Raw genomic sequence first — 20,954 nt, 5'->3', positions numbered from 1 at the left:
GGCACAAAATGAAGTTTGGTGATATTATCGTAGCAATAGCCGTTATTGCCATTGTAATCATAATTATTATTCCTATTCCATTAGCAGCAGTAGATGTGCTATTAAGCTTTAATATATCATTGGCGCTCCTGATTTTGTTAATTGCAATGTATACAAAGGAAGCTTTAGAATTTTCTATTTTTCCATCGATACTTCTTTTAACAACCTTGCTACGGCTGTCGTTGAATATCACAACAACAAGATATATTTTATCAACTGGTAATGCTGGGACTTTGATTGACACATTTGGTAACTTTGTAATTGGTGGAGATGCAATCGTTGGATTTATTGTCTTTTTAATTATTGTGATTGTCCAGTTTCTAGTCATTACAAAAGGATCTGAAAGGGTAGCTGAAGTAGCAGCAAGGTTTACATTAGATGCCATGCCAGGTAAACAAATGGCCATTGATGCAGATTTAAATGCGGGCCTGATAGATGATCATCAAGCCCGTGATCGAAGAAAAAAGATACAAAGAGAAGCTGATTTTTACGGTGCCATGGATGGAGCCAGTAAGTTTGTAAAGGGAGACGCCATCGCAGGAATAATCATTACCATGATTAACATCGTGGCAGGCTTTGCAATTGGATCTATGGGTGGCTTAAGCATGGGCGAAGCCATGAGAACATATACGCTGTTGACTGTGGGTGATGGACTTGTGAGTCAAATACCTGCCCTATTAATATCAACCGCAACTGGTATTGTGGTGACAAGAGCAGCTTCAGAAGACAATCTAGGTAGCGATGTAATTAGTCAGCTCTTTAAACAGCCTAAAATCATGTTTATTATTTCTGGATTTCTCATGACTTTTGCATTTGCAACACCGATGCCTGTTTTTCCTTTCTTTGCCTTAGGCACTTTATTTCTTTATATAGGAATGAATTTAAGGAAAAAATTCCGGGAATCAGAAATTGAAACACAGCCAGATGAAATTCAAGAGGCAGCAGATGAAAAAAGAAAGCCAGAAAATGTTATGCCATTATTGAATGTAGATCCAATCGAACTAGAATTTGGCTACGGCATTATTCCTTTGGCTGATAGCAACCAAGGGGGAGACCTGTTTGACCGATTGGTGATGATTCGTAGACAGTGTGCCATGGAACTTGGGGTGATTGTCCCAATGATTAGACTTCGTGATAACATTCAACTAGAACCCAATCAATATGTGATTAAGATAAAGGGTGTTGAGATCACATCTGGGGAAATTGTATTTGATCACTATCTAGCAATGAATCCTGGATTGGCTGAGGGAGAATTAGAAGGTATCGACACTGTGGAGCCAGCATTTGGCCTTCCAGCTAAATGGATCAATGAGGAAGAACGAGAAAATGCAGAGATGTATGGCTATACCGTTGTAGATCCACCTTCAATTATTGCGACCCATTTAACTGAAGTTATTAAAAAGCACTCTCATGAGTTACTAGGTAGACAAGAAGTGAAGAAATTGGTTGATAATGTAAAAGAAACAAACTCTGTTTTAGTTGAAGAATTAATCCCAAGTCAATTGAGTCTTGGTGAAGTACAGAAAGTGTTGGCTAATTTGCTAAAGGAAGGTGTCTCAATAAGAAACATGGTGACGATACTCGAAACCTTAGCAGATCATGCATCTATGACCCGTGATGTAGATATGTTGACAGAATATGTGAGACAAGGATTAGGACGTGCCATTACAAAACAATTCATCACAACCCAACCTGCAAAGGTGATTACATTGGAACAAAGTTTAGAACAAAAAATAATGGATTCATTGCAACAAACGGAAAGAGGTACATTTATATCAATTGATCCAGAAATTGTTCAAGTGATATTAAGAAATCTTTCAAAGCAAGTTCAAAATATGATGTCCCTAGGCGAACAACCTATTGTGATTACGGCACCAATCGTTCGATTATATTTCAAAAGATTATCTGAACAACTTACATCTGATTTAGTTGTTTTATCTTATAATGAAGTGGACCCTTCAGTAGAAATGGAATCAGTAGGGACGGTGAGTATCTAAAATGAAAGTAAAGAAGTTTACTGGAAGCAATAACCATGAAGTAATGAGTAAGGTCAAAAGTGAGTTAGGCAATAATGCTGTTATTCTACATCAAAAGAAGGTTAAGCCCACTGGAATATTTAGTATATTTAAAAAATCAGTGATTGAAGTGGTAGCAGCTATTGATGAAGGTAATACAGGTTTGAACAAAGCAAACAATGTAATAGAGCATAAGTCGTTAGCCAAGAGACCAGAGGATATTTTAAAAGAAAGAGTTAGTCAAATCGAAACAAAGGATGAAAAATCGGCGACACTATCAAGGGAAATTGATGAAATTAAAGGAATGCTTCATGTTTTCATGAAGAATATGAAGCAAGAGCATAGTGGAGAACAAGACAGGTACGCCGATGATGAAGAACTAAATCAGCTCTATCAGACATTCAATAAGCATGAAGTCGATCCTCTGTTAATCGATAAACTATTAGAGACCTATGAAGAAATAGACATAACCAATAAAACTGTCCTCAATAAAGAAGCAACCTTGAAAGAAAAATTGGTTGAGGTGTTAGAACAATACATTTTTAAAGTGAGTACGATCAACAAAGAATCACCACAAATTATATTTTTTGTTGGACCAACAGGGGTTGGGAAAACAACTACAATTGCAAAGCTAGCGGCACATCATGCTCTGAATGAGGGCCAGAGTGTTGGATTAATCAGTGCAGATACATATAGAATTGCTGCTGTAGAGCAGCTTCGAACATATAGCGACATTTTGAATATTCCTCTAGAGGTTGTCTACAAGTCCTCGGAAATAAATAAAGCTATTGATAATCTCAAGCACAAAGATCTGATATTTATAGATACAGCAGGTCGGAGTCATAAAAATAAAGAACAAATTTTAGAATTGGAAACATTATTGCAACAAATAGAGTGTAAGGAAGTATACTTTGTGATTAGTTGTACAACAAGAACCGTCGATATAAAGGAAATGATTAAAGCATATGATTTTTTAAAGGATTATAAGTTGATTTTTACAAAACTAGATGAAGCATCAACCTTTGGGACGATTATTAATACAGCTATGTTCATACAAAAACCACTTTCTTATATTACCACAGGGCAAAGTGTTCCTGATGACATTGAAATTTTGGACCTAGATAAAATTGTAGACCTCATTGTAAAGGAGGTTTCTTAATGCAAGATCAAGCCACTAAGTTGAGAGAGATGATTCATCAAAGAACCAATAGTAAAATAATAAAAAAAAATACCATGTCCTATGTAACACCAGACTTAGACATATCTAGCCACACAAACCAAACAATAGATACTAAAGTAATTGGTATTACAAGTGGAAAAGGTGGCGTTGGTAAAACAAACTTTACGATTAATTTAGCTATCAGTTTAAGTAATGAAAATAAAAAAGTAGTGATCATTGATGCAGATCTTGGATTAGCAAACATTGATATTATACTTGGTGTGATTCCAAAATATACATTATTTGATGTGATTCATCAAAACAAAAATATTAAAGAAGTCATGACTGAAGGGCCCAATGGTATCAAATTTATTTCTGGTGGATCTGGGATAATAGAATTAGTTGATATGCCCCATGACCAATTAACTGAACTAATTGAAAAATTTAACGATATTTATGGATATGCCGATTATATTCTAATTGATACTGGCGCCGGCTTGTCAAATTCCGTTTTATCATTTGTATTAGCTGTTGATGAAGCAATCATTATTACAACACCAGAACCCACAGCTTTAACCGATGCCTATGCAATGATTAAAGCGATTGCCAAAAGAGATAAAAACAAAAAAATGAAAATTGTTGTCAATCGCGTGGAGAGTACACTTGAAGGTGATATAACCTTTTCAAAACTCCAAAAGGCTAGTGAAAAATTTTTGAATATGAAGGTTGAAAAGGCAGGTTACCTGTTTGATGATAGCTCTGTTTCTAGAGCGGTAAAGTTGCAAAAACCTTTTATACTTCAATTTCCCAATACAATAGCTAGTAAAAATATTGAACGAATTGCGAAGGGATTAATTAATCAAAGACCAACACCTTCTTTAGAAGCTACAAAAGAAAAATTTATGGATAGATTAATTAAGTTATTTAGATAGGGAGGAAGGAAGGGAGATGGATATTTATAATGAGCTTCAAGTAGGAGATAAGATTGAAATTGAACTAACTGATACACAGGAAAAAAAATCACCACTATTAAGTCAAGTTGCTGAACTAAAACAAGGTAAAATATATATTAATTCACCATTAAGTGATGGACATGCCTATAGACTGCATGATAATGAAAAGTTGAAGTTTATTTTTTATAGAGAAGGAAAAGGAATATATAGCTTCCTTGGAGAAATAGTAGAGAAGAACCAAGTTCAAGGAAGTGAACTACAACTATATGAGATTAAACCCATAAGCTCTATCTCAAAGATTCAGCGTCGAGACCATTATCGATTTCCTGTTATCAAAAAATTTAAGATTGAATCATTAGATAAAGATGGACAAGTGATTTCAGGCGTTACAAAGGACCTCAGTGGTGGTGGAGTTAAAATCATAACCAGAAATAAAGTTGAGATGAATGAGGCTGTAAAATGCACGGTGTTTATAGAGGAACATCAAAATTTAGAAGCAATAGGAAAAGTAATTAGAAAAGAATTTGATCCCATTCTTAAAGAATATAAAATTGGGATCGAATTTACAGAGATTGATGCTGTGGTGAGGAAAGAAATTATCGCATTTATATTTGAACAGCAGAGACTATTGCGAAAAAGAGGATTGATATAAATGATAGATAAAAAAATTAATGTATTGGTTGTTGATGATTCTGCATTCATGAGAAAGATGATCACTGACATTCTAAATGCAGATCCCAAAATAACTGTAGTTGGATCTGCACGAAACGGAAGTGAAGTGGTTAAAAAAATTCTGGAGCTTAAACCTGATGTTGTGACATTGGATATAGAAATGCCGATTTGCGATGGAATTGAAGCTTTGAGGCTTATCATGGAAAAGTGTCCTTTACCCGTCATTATGCTTAGTAGCTTAACAAGTGAAGGTGGGGAAGCAACAATTTCCGCTTTGGAGTTAGGAGCTATAGACTTTATTCAAAAACCCACAAGTCTGTTCAAAATTAACGGAGATACACTAAAAGATGAAATGATTAGTAAAGTCAAGGAAGCGGTAAAGGCAAAAATTACGCAATCCAATTTAAAGGAAGTCAGGGCTGAAAAAACATCGTTTTTATTTTCTCAGCCAAATACGCATAAAATTAATCGGCAAAAAACTACACTGGTTGCCATTGGTGTGTCAACGGGGGGCCCTAAAGCACTACAGAGTGTGATTCCATATCTACCAGCTAATATCCAAGCGAGTTTTCTCGTTGTTCAGCATATGCCGGCTGGATTTACTAAGTCTCTGGCAAATCGATTAAATACCCTCTCACACATCAATGTAAAAGAAGCCACCCACTTAGAAGCGGTGTTACCAGGTCATGCGTATATTGCTCCTGGAGGATATCACATGGCAGTTGTAGAAGGATCGAATAAACAGTTGCAAATCCATTTAAACCAGGATGAACCTGTTTCGGGACATAGACCTTCGGTTGATGTACTTTTTAAATCTGTATCGAATTTAAACAATAAGAATTTAATAGGTGTCATCATGACTGGTATGGGCTCTGATGGGACTGAAGGGGTGGGAGAAATAAAAAACCAAGTCAATAGTTATATCATTGCCCAAGATGAAGAAACAAGTATTGTATACGGCATGCCTAAAAGTGCTGTTAAAACCGGTAAGGTAGATACAATTGTACCATTACACAAAATAGCGAATGAAATTATTACTCGAGTGGAGGTGTAGAAGATGGATATGAACCAATATTTAGAAATATTTATAGAAGAGTCTAAGGAAAACTTGCAAAACATGAATACAAATCTACTTTCCTTGGAAAATTCCTTAGAGGATATGAATCTATTGAATGAAATATTTAGAATTGCACATACACTTAAAGGTATGTCTGCTACAATGGGATATAAACACATTGCCCAATTAACACATGAAATGGAAAATGTACTACACTCTATAAGAAGCAATGAGATGAGTATGACTGCTAAAGTGGTTGATCTATTATTTGAGTGCTTTGATCGATTGGAAAAATATATTAATGAAGTAGAGTTATCAGGTTCCGAAGGAACGGACTCTCCTAAGATATTAATTGATAAATTTCATCTATTAACAGTTGGGGGTCCAGAAGTTACGATTCAAGTGCAACAATCAGAGGAGCCTATGGGTTCGGATACTTTAAATGGAACCATTAAATTGAAAGATCATACACGTAAAGCAGTGCATCTTGCGATGAAAGAAGGAATAACGCCATATTCTATTAAAGTAATACTAGATGAGAACTGTATGCTCAAGTCAGCTAGGGCTTATATTATTATTAATGCTTTAGACGGTGTTTCTGAAATCATTCAATCGGAACCATCTATTGAGGATATTGAAGATGAAAAGTTTGATTTGTCCTTTGAACTAGTTGTACTTTCCAAAGTCCCTGTTGAGGAAATTGAGAGAGAATTAAATGAAATCTCAGACATTGAGTTTTTTTCTGTCATTGATTTGAAGAATCAACTCGAAGATAATTTACATGAGGATCAAATCGTAAATTATGAAGATGGCAAAAATAAGGAAACAATTGAGGAAATGAAAGCACAACAGGCTGTTACGGTTACTGAAGCTGGAACTGAAAAAAATGAAGTAAAAGAAAAAAGAAGCAAAACTGGCAAAACCGTGAGAGTGGATATTGACAGACTTGATAATTTAATGAATCTAGTCAGTGAGCTGATCATCATTAAAACAAGACTAGAAGACATAGGTGATGATGGAAAACGTCAAAACATGAATGAAGCAACTGAACACTTAGAGCGAATTACCACTAGCCTCCACGATGCTGTTATGAAAGTAAGAATGGTTCCTATAGAGAGGGTCTTTAATCGATTTCCTAGAATGGTAAGAGATTTATCGAAGGATTTAGGAAAAGAAATCTCTCTAGTGCTGTCAGGGGAAGAAACAGAGGTAGACCGAACTGTTATTGATGAGATAGGAGACCCACTTATTCATTTAATTCGAAACTCAATTGATCATGGAATAGAGGATCCTGAGTATCGTATGGATATTGGGAAAAGTAAAAGTGGTACAGTAAAACTAATTGCATATCCCGATGGGAACAGCGTGGTTATTGAAATTACTGATGATGGACAGGGGGTTAATATTCTCAAAGTCAAAGAAAAAGCCGTTGAAAGAGGATTGGTTAATGCCGAACAGGCTGACTTAATGGACGACAAAGAGGCAGTCGAATTACTATTTACTGCTGGATTTAGTACAGCAGATAAAGTATCGGATGTTTCTGGACGTGGCGTGGGATTAGACGTGGTTAAAACAAAGATTGAATCCCTTGGAGGCGCTATTGAGGTTGATTCTCAAAAAGGGAAAGGTAGCAAATTTATTATTAGACTACCTTTAACCTTAGCGATTATTCAAGCATTGCTTGTCATTGTAGGAAACGAAAAATATGCCATTCCACTAAGTAGTATCAAAGAAATTACAACCATTAGCCAGAGTCATATTAGGAAGGTGCAAAATAATGAAATTATATTGTACAGAAATGAGACACTACCAATTCTACGGCTATCTAATTTGTTAGGTGCGAGCAATGCTGATATAGAAGAGGATGAAGCAACTGTTGTAATTGTTAAAAAGGGCGATAAAACAGTAGGCTTGGTTGTCAATGAGTTGATTGGACAACAAGAAATTGTTATCAAATCACTTGGAAAGTTTTTAGGAAATGTACAAGGTGTTGCAGGCGCAACAATTTTAGGGAATGGTACAGTGGCATTAATTATTGATACCAATTCATACTTTTAAGGAGTGAGCGAAGTGAATGATATATCAGCAAATAATCAGTATGTCATCTTCACACTAAATAAGGAGTCCTATGGGATTCCAATTCAGTATGTTGAAACAATCGAACGGGTACCTGAAATGACAAGAATTCCAAATACTCCTGTTTTTATCAAGGGTGTAATCAACCTAAGAGGGGAAGTGATACCGGTTGTTGATCTTTATCAAAGGTTTCATCTAAACCAAAGTAATCCAACAAATGAATCTAGAATTATAGTTTTGACCATAGATGAAATGACTGTAGGTATACTAGTTGGTAGTTCTTCTGAGGTCTTAAAGATTGAAAGAGAAGCAATTGACAATGCAACGCATCTCGTCAACACCTTTGAGGATGACTATGTAAACGGAATTGGTAAAGTTGGTGAGAGAATGATCATCGTACTTGACATTCCTAAAATTCTTGGCATCGCCATAGAAGCATAAGAAGTGGAGCGTGACATGTTATGTCTTTAAATATTGAAAGTTTAAACCAACTACACCTAGATGTATTAAGGGAAATTGGTAACATTGGAGCGGGAAATGCTGCGACTGCATTAGCGGGTATTCTGGACAAGCGAATTGACATGAACTTGCCTGTTGTGAAAATATTGGCCTTTGACGATGTAACTCAAATTCTTGGAGGCGAAGAGACAACTGTGGCAGGAGTATATTTTCGAGTTGAAGGAGATCTTTCTGGGAATATTATGTTTTTACTGGATTTAGACTCTTGTAAAATACTAATAAATTTATTAATTCAAAAAGATAATAGAGACAATGGACTAGATGAAATGGACCGTTCTGCTTTACAGGAAATAGGAAATATTTTATCGGGTGCTTATATATCAGCACTTTCTTCACTGACTAGGTTAGATTTAAAAATATCAATCCCCTCATTATCAATTGATATGGCGGGTGCCATTCTAAGTGTTCCTGCCATTCAATTCGGTCATATTGGAGATAAGGTACTCATGATAGAAACACAATTAAAAGAGGGAAGCGATCTAGTCAAAGGGCATTTTTTCCTAATACCCGATGAGGAATCATTTCCAATATTACTAAAAAGTTTAGGAGTCTATGAGTAAATGGATAAAATAATAATCAAAGTTGGAATGGCCGACTTAAAGGTAGTGGAGAATCCAGGAATGTTAACGACACTTGGCTTAGGATCTTGTGTGGGAATTTGCCTCTATGATAAGCAAAAGAAGGTAGCAGGGTTAGCACATATTATGTTGCCTAGTAGTGAACAAATTCGGAATAATAGCAATAAAGCAAAGTTTGCAGATACCGCTATTGAACTTCTGATACAGGAAATGATTTCAAGGGGAGCGGGTAGAAGTAAACTCATTGCTAAAATAGCTGGTGGGTCCCAGATGTTTTCCTTCGGGAACAATAACGATATGATGAAGATTGGTGAAAGAAATATAATCGCCACAAAGGATATGCTTGAGCGTCTCAAAATTCCGATAATAGCCCAGAATACAGGTGGTAATTATGGACGAACAATTGAATTTTATTCAGAGGACGGGAGATTGCGCATTAAGACAATCGGACACGGAGTTCACGAAATCTAAACCAGGAGGTTTAGTAATGGAACATCAAAGCCTATGGCAGCATTATAAGCAAAATCATGATTTACAAACTAAAAATGAATTAATTGAAAAGTATATTGCCCTAGTGAAAATTATTGCTGGAAGGCTGTATACTTCTTATGGCAGCAATGTAGACTATGATGACTTAGTTAGTTACGGGATATTTGGGCTCATTGATGCAATTGAGAAATTTGATATTAACAAGAATGTTAAGTTTGAAACCTATGCTCAAATTAGGATCAGAGGAGCAATTATTGATCAGTTAAGAAACTTAGATTGGGTCCCTAGGTCTATTCGTCAAAAATCAAAAAAAATTGAGGACGCATATGCTAAGGCAGAAAATCGCTTAGGTAGAAGTGTATTAGACTTTGAAGTTGCCCAAGAACTTGAAATGTCAATTGGTGATTTTCACCGTACACTTCAGCAAATAAACAGTTTCAATATTGTTTCGTTAGAAGAAAGACTATCAGATACACATCATAATCAAATACCTATAGGCGATGAAAATGATCTGCCCGAGCAAATAATTTGTAATAAAGAAGAACGTTTGTTATTAAGAAGTAGTATTGAGTCTTTGTCAGAAAGAGAAAAAACAGTGGTCACTTTATATTATTATGAAGGATTTACCTATAAAGAGATTGGACAGGTGTTGGATGTTTCCGAATCAAGAGTATCCCAACTTCATTCTAAGGCAATTGTAAGACTAAAAGGGGTATTGAAACTTGGATAAAATGAGATTTAATTAAGAGAGAATCTTAGCGAAACATCGAGGATAATCATACTAGGGGGGAATATCATGGATGATAAGATGATATTTGAGGGGACTACATATCAAGAAGCTGTAGATAAGGCAATCTCAAAACTAAAAGTTGAAGAAAAAGAGATGCTAATTAAGATAATTGGAGAAAAAAAATCTAGCCTATTTCGGAAATCACATGTTAAAATCAAAGTAAATTTTAAAGATGTTCAAGATGAATCTAAGGGGAAAACGGTAGTTGATTTAAAGCAGATGCGATTAAACGAAGTATCCTTTGCAATCGATTTTCGTCCAGATGGTGTATATCTTACTATGAGTGAATCCATTGCACAAACAAAGGCGGAGCAGGTCAAGAAGATATTTGAATACATCGAAAAGAAAAAAATACAAAAGGTTGATTTCAATCTTATTGAGGGAATTGTTAATGATAAACCTGGCAATGCAGTTAAAATTGCATCAGAACAATCTGAAAAAATGATTGATAGTGAAATCAAGGTTAAGGTTTCGGATGATCGACTTACAGGAAAACTGATGATTACAAAGCCATATGGTGGGAAAACCCCAAGTATGGAAGCTATCAAAGAGGCATTGAGAAAGAAAGGTATTATCAACTTTGTGGATGAAAAAGTGATTGTTGATGTGATTGCAAAAAAGAAGTTTGATGATGAGTTTATTATTTCCAATGGGAAAAAACCCGTTCATGGGATTGATGGCACATTTACCTTGAAATTTTCATCAAGCAAAGAATTCTTACCCAAGATAATGGATGATGGGACCGTAGACTTCAAAGAACTAGATCAAGTGAAGAATGTAAAAAAAGGACAACTATTAGCTGAAATTACACGACCTACAGAGGGTGAAAAAGGAGTAGACGTTCTAGGAAGAGAAATTGATGCGAAAAAAGGTAAAGAAGCAAAATTAATTAAAGGTAAAAATACAATGGAAAGCCAGGACGGACTTAGCCTCTTTGCTGATATGGATGGACAGGTCTCTATTATTGACAATAAACTATCTGTCAGTACGGTGTATGAGGTTCCAGGTGATGTAGACACAACAACTGGAAACATAAAGTTTAATGGAAAAGTCTTTGTGAAAGGTAATGTGAAATCTGGTTTTACAGTAGAGGCTGAATCTGATATAGAGGTTTTAGGGGTAGTGGAAGGTGCAACACTTATAGCAAAAGGTCATATTATTTTGCATCGTGGAGTCCAGGGAAATAACCAAGCATATCTTGAAGCCGGTGGTAGCCTTATTGCCAAATACATTGAAAATACAACAATTAAAGCTGCAGGGGATGTGGAAGCCGACTGTATCCTTCACAGTAATGTCTCAACTAAAAACAAGGTGAAACTAACCGGCCGTAAAGGTTTGATTGCTGGTGGGGATATCAGAGCAGGAGTGGATATCAGAGCGCACTCTATTGGATCTCCCATGGGAACATCAACAATAATTGAAGTAGGTGTAGATCCCGATGAAAAAGAAAATTATGAAAAGTTAAAATTAGAAGTCGAAGATGTTGAAAAAAATGTTAAAAAGTTAGATCAATCTATAAGATTATTGGGGAAAATGGCGAAGGCTTCGCAACTTCCAAAAAATAAACAACAGGTCTTAATAAAATCAGTAAGTACTTATGAACAATTAAAAGAGACACATACTTCTCTGACGAAGGATTTGAAACTTCTTGAATACAACATACAGAATCAAAATAAAGGGAAAATATCTGCACTTAATAAAATTCATCCAGGTGTTAAAATGACAATTGGTAGTGGTATAAGACAAATATATGATGAAATTTCAAACACCACCCTTTCTATTAAAGAAGGAAGTATTATAATAGGCCCATATGAAAAATAAGAGGTGATCTTATGTCTATTAAGCCAATTGATTCACAAATTTCCTTTACAAATAGTCTCCATGAATCTAAAGACAAACAAAATGATATGAATCGAAGTAAAATTTCCCATCAGTTCACTGAAAATAAACAACAAACTGAAATTAAGAATAAACAAACACAAGTGCAAAATAACGAAGAAACAAAAAGTAAACAGTTTGGCGAAAATGATAAAAATCATAGCAATCAACAATTTAATAAAAAAAGACATAAGAAACAGAGCAAGAATCATGATCAAGTTGATAAATTCGATCATAGAGGTAAAAAAATTGATTTGCGAATATAAATTTTAATTTAGATCAGAGGGAGTTTGAATTCCCTATGAATTGTAACCCAGGAGATTCCGAGGGTGTATTGACTGTTCTCTCTCCAACACAAGAAAGAAGAGTCAATACACAGATAATAAAGAGGTGTATGATGGATCCTAATTTACTTATTTTTGCCATAGGCTGTTTAATCATTGTGATCTCAGTTTTTATACTGATAAAGAATCAACAATTGGATTATACAAATGAAATTGAAGAAAGTGACTATTTACAGGAACAACTTAGGCGCATCACCATGACGACAGAAAATGATCTGCAGAATCAAATCAATGAAATTAAAGAAGAAGTCCATTTAATAAGAGAAGATATTCAACTTGTTTATTCATTAACTCAATCGGTAAAGCCTACTACTGATAGGGATAGCGAAGCTAAAGACCAAGAAGAATCCTTTAGCCAACTGTTGAATTATAAAATTTTCGCTGAAAAGAATGGTGACATTATTAACTTATTGAAGTTGGGAGAGCACCCACAAGCAATTGCAAAGAAGCAAAACAAGAGTGTTAGAGAAGTCGAAATGATTATGAAGTTAATTAAATGAGGTGAGATCGTTGGGAAGTCATTCATTACGTAGTATGTTATTGGGTGTGGGGATTGGCATGGTCTTGACGGCCTCCTTTAATTTGTTAGTAAATCATGAGGGCACTATTATTGGTGATGTACTTCAGCCTAAAGAGATAGTGGAAGAAATTGAAAACAATGTGGAAAAACAAATTGAAGAAATGAAGGACAGATTAGATACGACTCAGGAGAAACACACACAAGAAAATATACAAAACGGTGAAAAAGAGAAGAATGCATTTTGGGTAACGATTCAACCAGGTATGTCTACCAGAGAAATTGCTGAATATTTATATGAAAACGAGGTTATACTCAATAGTGATGAGTTCATAAAAAAGGTAAGCGAACTACAACTTACCAGGAGCTTAAAATATGGCAAAACAGAAATTCCTTTTGAAAGCTCTTTAGAAGAAGTACTGATGATATTAAAGGATTTGTAGAAAGACTAGGGAAATTCTAAGAATACTATTGATTCACCGCAATGTATGTGATAGAATACTAGAGGCGAGAAAAAACACATCTTGGGATTTGCTTAGAAGTGCCTAAAGGGTCCTGAGCAATGATGAACAAGGTGGAAGTAAAAACTAGAGGAGGCAAAGTAAATGGCAGTAATTTCAATGAAACAATTACTAGAAGCAGGTGTACACTTTGGACACCAGACAAGAAGATGGAATCCGAAAATGGCAGAGTATATCTTTACAGAAAGAAATGGGATCTATATCATAGATCTTCAAAAGACTGTGAAGATGGTAGAACAATGCTACAATGTCATGAAGGAAATTGCTTCAGAAGGAAGTACAATTCTTTTTGTTGGAACCAAAAAACAAGCGCAAGAGGCAATTGAAGAAGAGGCAAAAAGATGCGGTATGTACTATGTTAACCAAAGATGGTTAGGTGGTATGTTGACCAACTTTAAAACAATCAAACTACGGATCGATCGTTTACACAAGCTCGAAAAAATGGCAGAAGATGGTACGTTTGAAGTTCTTCCTAAAAAAGAAGTAATTAAGCTTCGACATGAAATGGAAAAGCTTGAAAAGTTTTTAGGTGGTATTAAAGGAATGACACAAATGCCAGATGCACTTTTCATAGTTGACCCAAGAAAAGAAAGAATTGCTATCAAAGAAGCGCAAACTTTGGGTATTCCAGTTATATCAATTGTTGATACAAACTGTGATCCAGATGAAATAGATTATATGATTCCAGGTAATGACGATGCAATTCGTGCAGTGAAGCTACTTACAGCTACTATGGCGAATGCGATAATAGAAGGTAAGCAAGTAGAACAAACTGAAGAGTAGACTTATAAATGGTAAGGGTAAAAGGGGACTCCCTTGTTCCCTTGCCATTAATATTATTGAGGAGGCGTTATTAATGAGTATTACTGCCGCAATGGTAAAAGAAATAAGAGAAAAAACTGGTGCCGGAATGATGGACTGTAAAAAAGCCCTAACTGAGGCCAGCGGAAACATGGAAAAGGCTACGGAAATTTTGAGAGAGAAAGGACTTGCAGCTGTTGCTAAAAAGGCTGGAAGAATTGCATCAGAAGGAATTGTGGAATCGTACATACATGGTGGGAGAATTGGTGTATTAGTTGAAGTGAATTCTGAAACTGATTTTGTCGCGAAAAACCAAGAATTTAAAGATTTTGTTAAGGATGTTGCAATGCATATTGCAGCCACAAATCCTCAGTATGTAAAGCGTGATGAGGTTGATCCATTGATAATTGAAAAAGAAAAAGAATTTTTAACAAAGCAAGCATTAAATGAAGGTAAACCAGAAAAAATCGTTGAAAAAATGGTTGAAGGAAGAATTGATAAATTTTTAAAGGAAATCTGTCTATTAGATCAGCCCTTTGTGAAAAATCCTGATGTAACCATAGGTGACTTATTGACTGAGAAGATTGCAAAAATTGGTGAAAATCTTTCTATTAGAAGATTTGTAAGGTTCGAAGTTGGAGAAGGTATTGAGAAAAAAGAAGAAAACTTTGCTGAAGAAGTAGCAAAGCAAATGGCAAAATAAGTAATTAAACTGTAAGGAGAACACATCGTGTTCTCCTTTACAATAATATAGTCATGAATACAACTAGACTTAATTCAGAAAGAGTCTTTATTTATACTGAATTTTAGGGGAGTTTATTTATATAATTATAAAGGATTTTACTGGATACTGTAGAAATAATAGAATGGAGGAATTTACTGTGGCAAAACCTCTGTATAAACGTGTATTACTTAAATTAAGTGGAGAAGCTTTAGCAGGAGAAAAAGGCTTTGGATTAGATACAGACACAATTAATGATATCGCTCACCAAATCAGCGAAATTACTGACATGGGGGTTCAAGTAGCAATCGTTGTTGGTGGGGGAAACTTCTGGCGAGGAAGAACTGGAGAGGGCATGGACAGGACTACCGCTGATTATATGGGAATGATGGCAACTGTGATTAATGCATTGGCGCTTCAAGATGCTCTTGAGAACATAGAAATCTTGACAAGAGTACAAACGGCAATTGAGATGCGTCAAATAGCTGAACCCTATATTCGTAGAAGGGCTGTTAGGCATCTAGAAAAAAACAGAGTTGTGATCTTCGCTGCTGGAACGGGAAATCCATATTTCTCAACTGACACAACTGCTGCATTGAGAGCCGCAGAAATTGAGGCAGAAGTCATTTTATTAGCAAAAAACGTGGATGGTGTATATGATTCAGATCCAAACATCAATCCCAATGCACAAAAATTACAAGAATTAACCTATTTGGATGTTTTGCAGCAAGGATTAAAAGTCATGGATTCCACCGCTACCTCCTTATGTATGGATAATAAGATTCCAATTAAAGTATTTGGTCTAAAGCAATCCCAAAACATAAAAAAAGTAATACTAGGTGAAAAAATCGGAACACATATATATAGTTAAGGAGTCTATAGAGTACACAGAAACGAATGACTAATGAATAAGTCATTTGCTTTTAAAGACGCAGGGTACTCAATAAAGCGATATCCACATATCTTTTATACTTAATAAAGTTATATACACATATCTTTTATATAAAAAGGAGGAGATATCATGCAATTAGAAGTACATAAAAGGCTAGAAGAGAAAATGACAAAAACATTAGGGGTATTAAAAGATGACTTTAATAGTATTCGTGCAGGTAAAGCAAACCCCTCAATGCTAGACCGAATTACTGTGGATTACTATGGATCAATCACACCTTTAAAACAGGTAGCTTCTGTGAGCGCACCAGAGCCAAGACTACTGATTATTCAACCCTATGACCCATCGGTTATTAATGGTATCGAGAAAGCATTGATGATGTCAGATTTAGGGCTGAATCCCTCAAATGATGGAAAAATAATTCGATTAAACATTCCACAACTAACAGAAGAGCGAAGAAAAGAGTTGACTAAGGTAGTAAAAAGAGTAGCAGAAGAAGGTAGAGTTGCATTGCGAAATGGACGTCGAGATGCCAATGAGCAGTTAAAGAAAATGGAAAAAGACAGTGAATTAACTGAGGATGACTTAAAGCAAGCACAAGAAGAAGTTCAGAAAATCACTGATAAGTTTAACAAACAGGTCGATGAAATGTTAGTCAAAAAAGAATTGGAAATACTGGAGGTATAATATTGAATACTCTTTCTAATGTCATTGGCTATCCTTTAGAAGAAGCCCTAATTTTATTAGATATACCAACTGATAATGTATTAATCATAGAAAGCAAGGGAAAGAATGTAAATGAGAATGGTGAACCCAGGGTGATTCAGCAGCAAAATTTACAAGATGGAAAAGTAAAGCTTGTGATATCTTACTTTTAGGCCCCCGAATCGGGGGTTTAAAAATAGTAAAACAATAGTAGGGGATGAAGTATATGAAAAAAGAGCTTTTTAGCAATGCTTTGTATGAGCAAGTGAAATCTAATGACATACCAAAGCATATAGCGATCATTATGGATGGAAATGGTAGGTGGGCTAAGAAGCGAAAAATGCCAAGAGCATTTGGTCATAGGGCTGGGGTTGAAGCTCTGAGAGATGTGATTAGAACTGCTTCTAATGTAGGTGTGGAGTACCTAACACTCTATGCTTTTTCAACAGAAAATTGGAATAGACCCCCTGAAGAAGTGTCATTATTAATGAAATTATTAATAGAATATTTACGTAAAGAAGTAAGGGAATTGCATGAAAATCATGTTAAAATAACAACCATTGGGGATATAGAAAGTCTCCCTAGTGAAGTAAGAATAGAAATTGGTAAGGCAGTTAAGATGACAAATGAAAATAAAGGCTTATCTGTTAATATTGCATTGAATTATGGTAGTCGCGATGAAATGACTCGTGCTGTTAAAAGCATAGCAAGTCAGTTATTAGCCAATGAAATTAGTCTAGAGCAGATCAGCTACGATATGATTGAGAAACATCTTGATACAAGTAATATTCCAGATCCTGATCTACTCATTAGAACAAGTGGGGAACATCGCTTAAGCAATTTTCTTCTATGGCAATTAGCTTATTCGGAGTTTTACTTTACTGAGACCTACTGGCCTGACTTTAAAGGAGAGAATTTATTACAAGCAATCAATGACTTTCAAAATAGAGAAAGAAGATTTGGTGGCATTTAAGGAGGCATCCTCATGTTAACAAGAATTATTAGTGCGTTGATCGGGATTCCACTTCTACTATTCATTGTTGTACAAGGTGGGATTTTTATCTATTTAGGAGTACTTATCATTTCCCTTATTGGACTAAAGGAATTTTACATCGCACTAGAAAAAAAGCAAATACAACCTATTAAGTGGATAGGATACATATCTTCCTTTTTACTATTAACAGATTTCTATTTATCAAGTAATGGAAGCTTTTTTCTACCTATCATAGTCTTAAGTATTTTAACTTTAAGTGTAATAGGAGTTCTCAACATAAAATATAACTTTATAGATAGTATCATAACCCTTTATGGAATGATTTATGTAGTTGGATTTTTAGGGCATATTATTTTAACCCATAACCAAGAAAATAATGTGATTATATGGTTGATATTCTTAACTGCTTGGGGTACTGATACCTTTGCTTATTTTAGTGGTTATTTATTTGGAAAAACCAAGCTCTGTCCTTTGATTAGTCCAAAGAAGACGATAGAAGGTGCCATTGGAGGAATATTAGGTAGTATGATTACCAGCGGCATTTTTGCATACTTTTTTATTCCTGAAGCCCTCATCCCCATCATTATACTTGGATTTATTGGTAGCATTTTTTCACAAATTGGTGATTTGACTGCTTCTAAAATTAAAAGGTATATAGGGATAAAAGATTTTGGCAATATTATGCCAGGCCATGGTGGCGTCTTAGATCGATTTGATAGCATTATTTTCACTGCACCAGTTGTCTATTACTTTTTGATTTTATTTATTAATTGATGAAAGATTCACTACAAATAAGCATACCTAATGGTAATGCTTATTTTACATCAGATGAATAAAATCAATCTAAAAGGGTTGCTATGAGTAAACAAAATAATCGAAACTTATGATATGATAAATAATGAAATCACTTATTGTTGAAAGAGGTGGAAACATTGCATAAAAGAATTTGCATTATGGGTTCAACAGGCTCAATTGGCAGACAGACGATTGAAGTTATAAAAGAACATCCAGAAAAATTTCAAGTGACTAGTCTTGCTGTGATGAAAAGTATAGATGAGCTTGAGGAACAAATTCATATACTGAAGCCTAAAAAAGTAGTGGTATTTGATAAAGAGAAGGCCGAAATACTAGCTAAACGTATCACTACCAAGACGAAAATACTTTGGGGAATGGATGGATTGTTAGAAATCGCAGCTGATGACGATACTGATATTGTTTTGACTTCGGTGGTTGGCAGTATAGGATTACTACCAACCCTTAAGGCGATTGAGGCGGGGAAAGACATCGCTCTGGCAAATAAGGAAACCTTAGTTGTGGCAGGAGATTTGGTGATGAAAGCTGCTGCAAAAATGGGTGTGCGAATTATTCCTGTTGATAGTGAACACTCAGCGATTTTCCAAGCACTTAATGGTGAACAAACAAGTCACTTATCTAAAATAATTTTAACTGCATCAGGAGGCCCCTTTAAGGACTGGACGAAGGATGCAATTCGTCATGCTACTGCTAAAGATGCATTAAAGCATCCTAATTGGAGCATGGGGAAAAAAATATCAATTGACTCTGCTACCTTAATGAATAAAGGATTAGAAGTGATTGAGGCAAGGTGGTTATTTGGTGTAGACTTGGATAAAATAGAAGTAGTTGTTCATCCACAAAGTATTATTCATTCAATGATAGAATTAAGAGATCATTCCATCATTGCTCAGCTTGGGGTGCCAGATATGAAGCTACCCATTCAATATGCACTATCATATCCTGATCGAATAAGAGGAAATATACCAAGACTTGATTTTAAAGAAGTGACATCTTTGACATTTATGGAACCAGACTTAGAGCGATTTCCATGCTTATCATTGGCTTATGAGGCACTAGTAGCGGGAGGAACAATGCCCTGTGTTTTGAATGGAGCTAATGAAGTTTTGGTGAGCTACTATTTAAATGGAGAAATTGGGTTTTATGATATTCCAAAATACATTGAAAAAGCAATGTCAGCCCATCGGGTACTTGAGTATAAGACAGTAGAAGAATTACTAGAAATAGATCAATGGGTACGGCGGTGGATCCAGAGTCAAATCAAATAGGAGGTGTACTTATTATGACTGCAGTAGTTGCGATTATCGTATTCGGACTTTTAATTTTCTTTCATGAGTTAGGACACTTTGGTGTCGCAAAACTTGTGGGGATTAAAGTGCATGAATTTGCAATTGGTATGGGGCCTAAATTTTTGCAATTTACCAAAGGTGAAACAAAATATTCCCTGAGGCTGTTACCATTAGGAGGATATGTACGAATGGAGGGTGAAGATGAAGCTTCATCTGATGAGAGAAGTTTTAATAATAAAACTGTAGTCCAACGAATTGCAGTATTATTTGCAGGGCCGTTGATGAATTTTATTTTGGCGATTTTCTTGTTTTTTATTATATTCTACACCATTGGTGCACCCACAACGACCATAGAACAGGTGATGGTAGAATCTCCTGCAGAAGCTGTTGGCATTCAACCAGGAGATTCAATTGTTGAAATTGATGGAAGTCATATCACTAGCTGGAGTGAAATTGTTCAAGAGATATCTGTCTCTGAAGGCAGAACCATGCAAATGACTTTGCTACGTAATGATCAAGAGATTCAAAAAACAATTACCCCCAATATTGAACCGGAGACTCAACAAATTATGATTGGGATCGTGCCAGAAATGAGAGCTTCTTTTACTGCTTCAATCCGTAATAGCTTCGATCAAACATTTATGATTATAAGAGAGATTGTATTGTTCTTACGAAACATTGTAGGAAGAGAAGCGACCTCTACAGAGATTATGGGACCAGTGGGAATTATCAGCCTGGTGGGTCAAGCAACAAGAACTGGATGGGTTGATGTTCTTTTTCTTGCCAGTTTGATTAGTATCAACTTAGGCTTGATGAATTTATTACCCATTCCAGCACTTGACGGCAGTCGAATACTCTTTTTAATTGTGGAATTTTTAAGAGGAAAACCCATCGCCCCTGAGAAAGAGGGTATGATTCACTTAGTGGGATTTGGTTTACTAATGCTATTAATGGTATTCATAACTTATCAGGATATCGTCACCATTTTCACAAGATAAAGTAAGACTTCACTGATGTGAAATTTTGGCAGAAAGCTCTTTACAGAAAGAAGAAACACGTGGTAGTCGAATGGGGATTGGTACCCTGAAGATAAAAAAGCGATAAAGACACATAACGTGTATCTATAAACCAG

Annotated in this window: 23 protein-coding genes; all 23 read left to right on the top strand. The window is 35.5% G+C overall.

Annotated elements, in window-relative coordinates; all coding sequences use genetic code 11:
- Positions 1–8 precede the first annotated feature (8 nt).
- The 23 genes from flhA (at position 9) to rseP (ending at position 20,820) form a co-directional block, all read left to right on the top strand.
- Positions 9–2,036, top strand: coding sequence for a flagellar biosynthesis protein FlhA (flhA, locus tag AMET_RS13335; protein ID WP_012063828.1), 2,028 nt, complete (start codon positions 9–11; stop codon positions 2,034–2,036).
- Position 2,037: 1 nt separating this feature from the next.
- Entirely contained in the window at positions 2,038–3,213 is a 1,176-nt protein-coding gene (flhF, locus tag AMET_RS13330) for a flagellar biosynthesis protein FlhF (RefSeq protein ID WP_012063827.1), read from the top strand.
- Positions 3,213–4,145: a MinD/ParA family protein gene (locus AMET_RS13325; protein WP_012063826.1), complete on the top strand. Its 933-nt coding sequence runs from the start codon at positions 3,213–3,215 to the stop codon at positions 4,143–4,145. Before flhF ends, AMET_RS13325 begins: the two co-directional genes overlap by 1 nt.
- Before the next feature lie 16 nt (positions 4,146–4,161).
- Complete coding sequence (locus AMET_RS13320; RefSeq protein WP_012063825.1) at positions 4,162–4,818, top strand: flagellar brake protein; 657 nt, start codon at positions 4,162–4,164, stop codon at positions 4,816–4,818.
- Entirely contained in the window at positions 4,819–5,892 is a 1,074-nt protein-coding gene (locus AMET_RS13315; RefSeq protein WP_012063824.1) for a protein-glutamate methylesterase/protein-glutamine glutaminase, read from the top strand. It abuts the gene before it with no gap.
- 3 nt (positions 5,893–5,895) lie between these two features.
- Positions 5,896–7,953 carry a chemotaxis protein CheA gene (locus tag AMET_RS13310; protein ID WP_012063823.1) on the top strand — a complete coding sequence of 686 codons (2,058 nt, stop codon included), beginning with the start codon at positions 5,896–5,898 and terminating at the stop codon, positions 7,951–7,953.
- A gap of 12 nt (positions 7,954–7,965) precedes the next feature.
- A complete protein-coding gene (locus AMET_RS13305) occupies positions 7,966–8,412 on the top strand; it encodes a chemotaxis protein CheW (RefSeq protein WP_012063822.1) in 447 nt (148 codons plus the stop codon).
- A 20-nt stretch (positions 8,413–8,432) separates the two neighbouring features.
- Positions 8,433–9,050, top strand: coding sequence for a chemotaxis protein CheC (locus AMET_RS13300; RefSeq protein WP_012063821.1), 618 nt, complete (start codon positions 8,433–8,435; stop codon positions 9,048–9,050).
- Positions 9,051–9,539, top strand: coding sequence for a chemotaxis protein CheD (locus tag AMET_RS13295; protein WP_012063820.1), 489 nt, complete (start codon positions 9,051–9,053; stop codon positions 9,537–9,539).
- 16 nt (positions 9,540–9,555) lie between these two features.
- The gene (locus AMET_RS13290) at positions 9,556–10,287 is read left to right on the top strand and encodes a FliA/WhiG family RNA polymerase sigma factor (protein ID WP_012063819.1); all 732 of its coding nucleotides are present in this window, start codon (positions 9,556–9,558) and stop codon (positions 10,285–10,287) included.
- A gap of 66 nt (positions 10,288–10,353) precedes the next feature.
- Positions 10,354–12,168 (top strand): DUF342 domain-containing protein, encoded by a 1,815-nt coding sequence (locus AMET_RS13285; RefSeq protein ID WP_012063818.1) that lies wholly within the window; start codon positions 10,354–10,356, stop codon positions 12,166–12,168.
- 11 nt (positions 12,169–12,179) lie between these two features.
- On the top strand, positions 12,180–12,491 hold the full coding sequence (locus tag AMET_RS13280; RefSeq protein WP_012063817.1) for a hypothetical protein: 312 nt from the start codon (positions 12,180–12,182) through the stop codon (positions 12,489–12,491).
- Between the two features lie 35 nt (positions 12,492–12,526).
- Positions 12,527–13,069: a hypothetical protein gene (locus AMET_RS13275; protein WP_012063816.1), complete on the top strand. Its 543-nt coding sequence runs from the start codon at positions 12,527–12,529 to the stop codon at positions 13,067–13,069.
- Between the two features lie 10 nt (positions 13,070–13,079).
- Entirely contained in the window at positions 13,080–13,529 is a 450-nt protein-coding gene (locus AMET_RS13270) for a hypothetical protein (RefSeq protein ID WP_041720808.1), read from the top strand.
- Positions 13,530–13,691: 162 nt separating this feature from the next.
- Complete coding sequence (gene rpsB / locus AMET_RS13265; protein WP_012063814.1) at positions 13,692–14,390, top strand: 30S ribosomal protein S2; 699 nt, start codon at positions 13,692–13,694, stop codon at positions 14,388–14,390.
- 73 nt (positions 14,391–14,463) lie between these two features.
- The gene (gene tsf / locus AMET_RS13260; RefSeq protein WP_012063813.1) at positions 14,464–15,111 is read left to right on the top strand and encodes a translation elongation factor Ts; all 648 of its coding nucleotides are present in this window, start codon (positions 14,464–14,466) and stop codon (positions 15,109–15,111) included.
- Between the two features lie 178 nt (positions 15,112–15,289).
- Positions 15,290–16,000: a UMP kinase gene (gene pyrH / locus AMET_RS13255; RefSeq protein ID WP_012063812.1), complete on the top strand. Its 711-nt coding sequence runs from the start codon at positions 15,290–15,292 to the stop codon at positions 15,998–16,000.
- 150 nt (positions 16,001–16,150) lie between these two features.
- Positions 16,151–16,708 (top strand): ribosome recycling factor, encoded by a 558-nt coding sequence (gene frr / locus AMET_RS13250; protein WP_012063811.1) that lies wholly within the window; start codon positions 16,151–16,153, stop codon positions 16,706–16,708.
- Between the two features lie 2 nt (positions 16,709–16,710).
- Positions 16,711–16,899, top strand: a complete 189-nt coding sequence (locus AMET_RS13245; protein WP_012063810.1) for a hypothetical protein — start codon at positions 16,711–16,713, stop codon at positions 16,897–16,899.
- A 53-nt stretch (positions 16,900–16,952) separates the two neighbouring features.
- Positions 16,953–17,699, top strand: coding sequence for an isoprenyl transferase (locus AMET_RS13240; protein ID WP_012063809.1), 747 nt, complete (start codon positions 16,953–16,955; stop codon positions 17,697–17,699).
- A gap of 12 nt (positions 17,700–17,711) precedes the next feature.
- Positions 17,712–18,494: a phosphatidate cytidylyltransferase gene (locus AMET_RS13235; protein ID WP_012063808.1), complete on the top strand. Its 783-nt coding sequence runs from the start codon at positions 17,712–17,714 to the stop codon at positions 18,492–18,494.
- A gap of 158 nt (positions 18,495–18,652) precedes the next feature.
- The gene (locus AMET_RS13230) at positions 18,653–19,801 is read left to right on the top strand and encodes a 1-deoxy-D-xylulose-5-phosphate reductoisomerase (protein WP_012063807.1); all 1,149 of its coding nucleotides are present in this window, start codon (positions 18,653–18,655) and stop codon (positions 19,799–19,801) included.
- 14 nt (positions 19,802–19,815) lie between these two features.
- On the top strand, positions 19,816–20,820 hold the full coding sequence (gene rseP / locus AMET_RS13225; RefSeq protein WP_041720802.1) for an RIP metalloprotease RseP: 1,005 nt from the start codon (positions 19,816–19,818) through the stop codon (positions 20,818–20,820).
- Positions 20,821–20,954: the final 134 nt, after the last annotated feature.

Origin of the sequence: Alkaliphilus metalliredigens QYMF, assembly GCF_000016985.1 — a bacterium.
Taxonomy (GTDB): Bacteria; Bacillota; Clostridia; order Peptostreptococcales; family Natronincolaceae; genus Alkaliphilus_A; species Alkaliphilus_A metalliredigens.
This window is presented reverse-complemented; position numbering and strand designations above follow the sequence as displayed.

Coding starts and splice junctions, on each gene's coding strand:
- flhA (WP_012063828.1), top strand. CDS start 9: ATGAAGTTTGGTGATATTATCGTAGCAATAGCCGTTATTGCCATTGTA.
- flhF (WP_012063827.1), top strand. CDS start 2,038: ATGAAAGTAAAGAAGTTTACTGGAAGCAATAACCATGAAGTAATGAGT.
- AMET_RS13325 (WP_012063826.1), top strand. CDS start 3,213: ATGCAAGATCAAGCCACTAAGTTGAGAGAGATGATTCATCAAAGAACC.
- AMET_RS13320 (WP_012063825.1), top strand. CDS start 4,162: ATGGATATTTATAATGAGCTTCAAGTAGGAGATAAGATTGAAATTGAA.
- AMET_RS13315 (WP_012063824.1), top strand. CDS start 4,819: ATGATAGATAAAAAAATTAATGTATTGGTTGTTGATGATTCTGCATTC.
- AMET_RS13310 (WP_012063823.1), top strand. CDS start 5,896: ATGGATATGAACCAATATTTAGAAATATTTATAGAAGAGTCTAAGGAA.
- AMET_RS13300 (WP_012063821.1), top strand. CDS start 8,433: ATGTCTTTAAATATTGAAAGTTTAAACCAACTACACCTAGATGTATTA.
- AMET_RS13295 (WP_012063820.1), top strand. CDS start 9,051: ATGGATAAAATAATAATCAAAGTTGGAATGGCCGACTTAAAGGTAGTG.
- AMET_RS13290 (WP_012063819.1), top strand. CDS start 9,556: ATGGAACATCAAAGCCTATGGCAGCATTATAAGCAAAATCATGATTTA.
- AMET_RS13285 (WP_012063818.1), top strand. CDS start 10,354: ATGGATGATAAGATGATATTTGAGGGGACTACATATCAAGAAGCTGTA.
- AMET_RS13280 (WP_012063817.1), top strand. CDS start 12,180: ATGTCTATTAAGCCAATTGATTCACAAATTTCCTTTACAAATAGTCTC.
- AMET_RS13275 (WP_012063816.1), top strand. CDS start 12,527: ATGAATTGTAACCCAGGAGATTCCGAGGGTGTATTGACTGTTCTCTCT.
- rpsB (WP_012063814.1), top strand. CDS start 13,692: ATGGCAGTAATTTCAATGAAACAATTACTAGAAGCAGGTGTACACTTT.
- tsf (WP_012063813.1), top strand. CDS start 14,464: ATGAGTATTACTGCCGCAATGGTAAAAGAAATAAGAGAAAAAACTGGT.
- frr (WP_012063811.1), top strand. CDS start 16,151: ATGCAATTAGAAGTACATAAAAGGCTAGAAGAGAAAATGACAAAAACA.
- AMET_RS13240 (WP_012063809.1), top strand. CDS start 16,953: ATGAAAAAAGAGCTTTTTAGCAATGCTTTGTATGAGCAAGTGAAATCT.
- AMET_RS13235 (WP_012063808.1), top strand. CDS start 17,712: ATGTTAACAAGAATTATTAGTGCGTTGATCGGGATTCCACTTCTACTA.
- rseP (WP_041720802.1), top strand. CDS start 19,816: ATGACTGCAGTAGTTGCGATTATCGTATTCGGACTTTTAATTTTCTTT.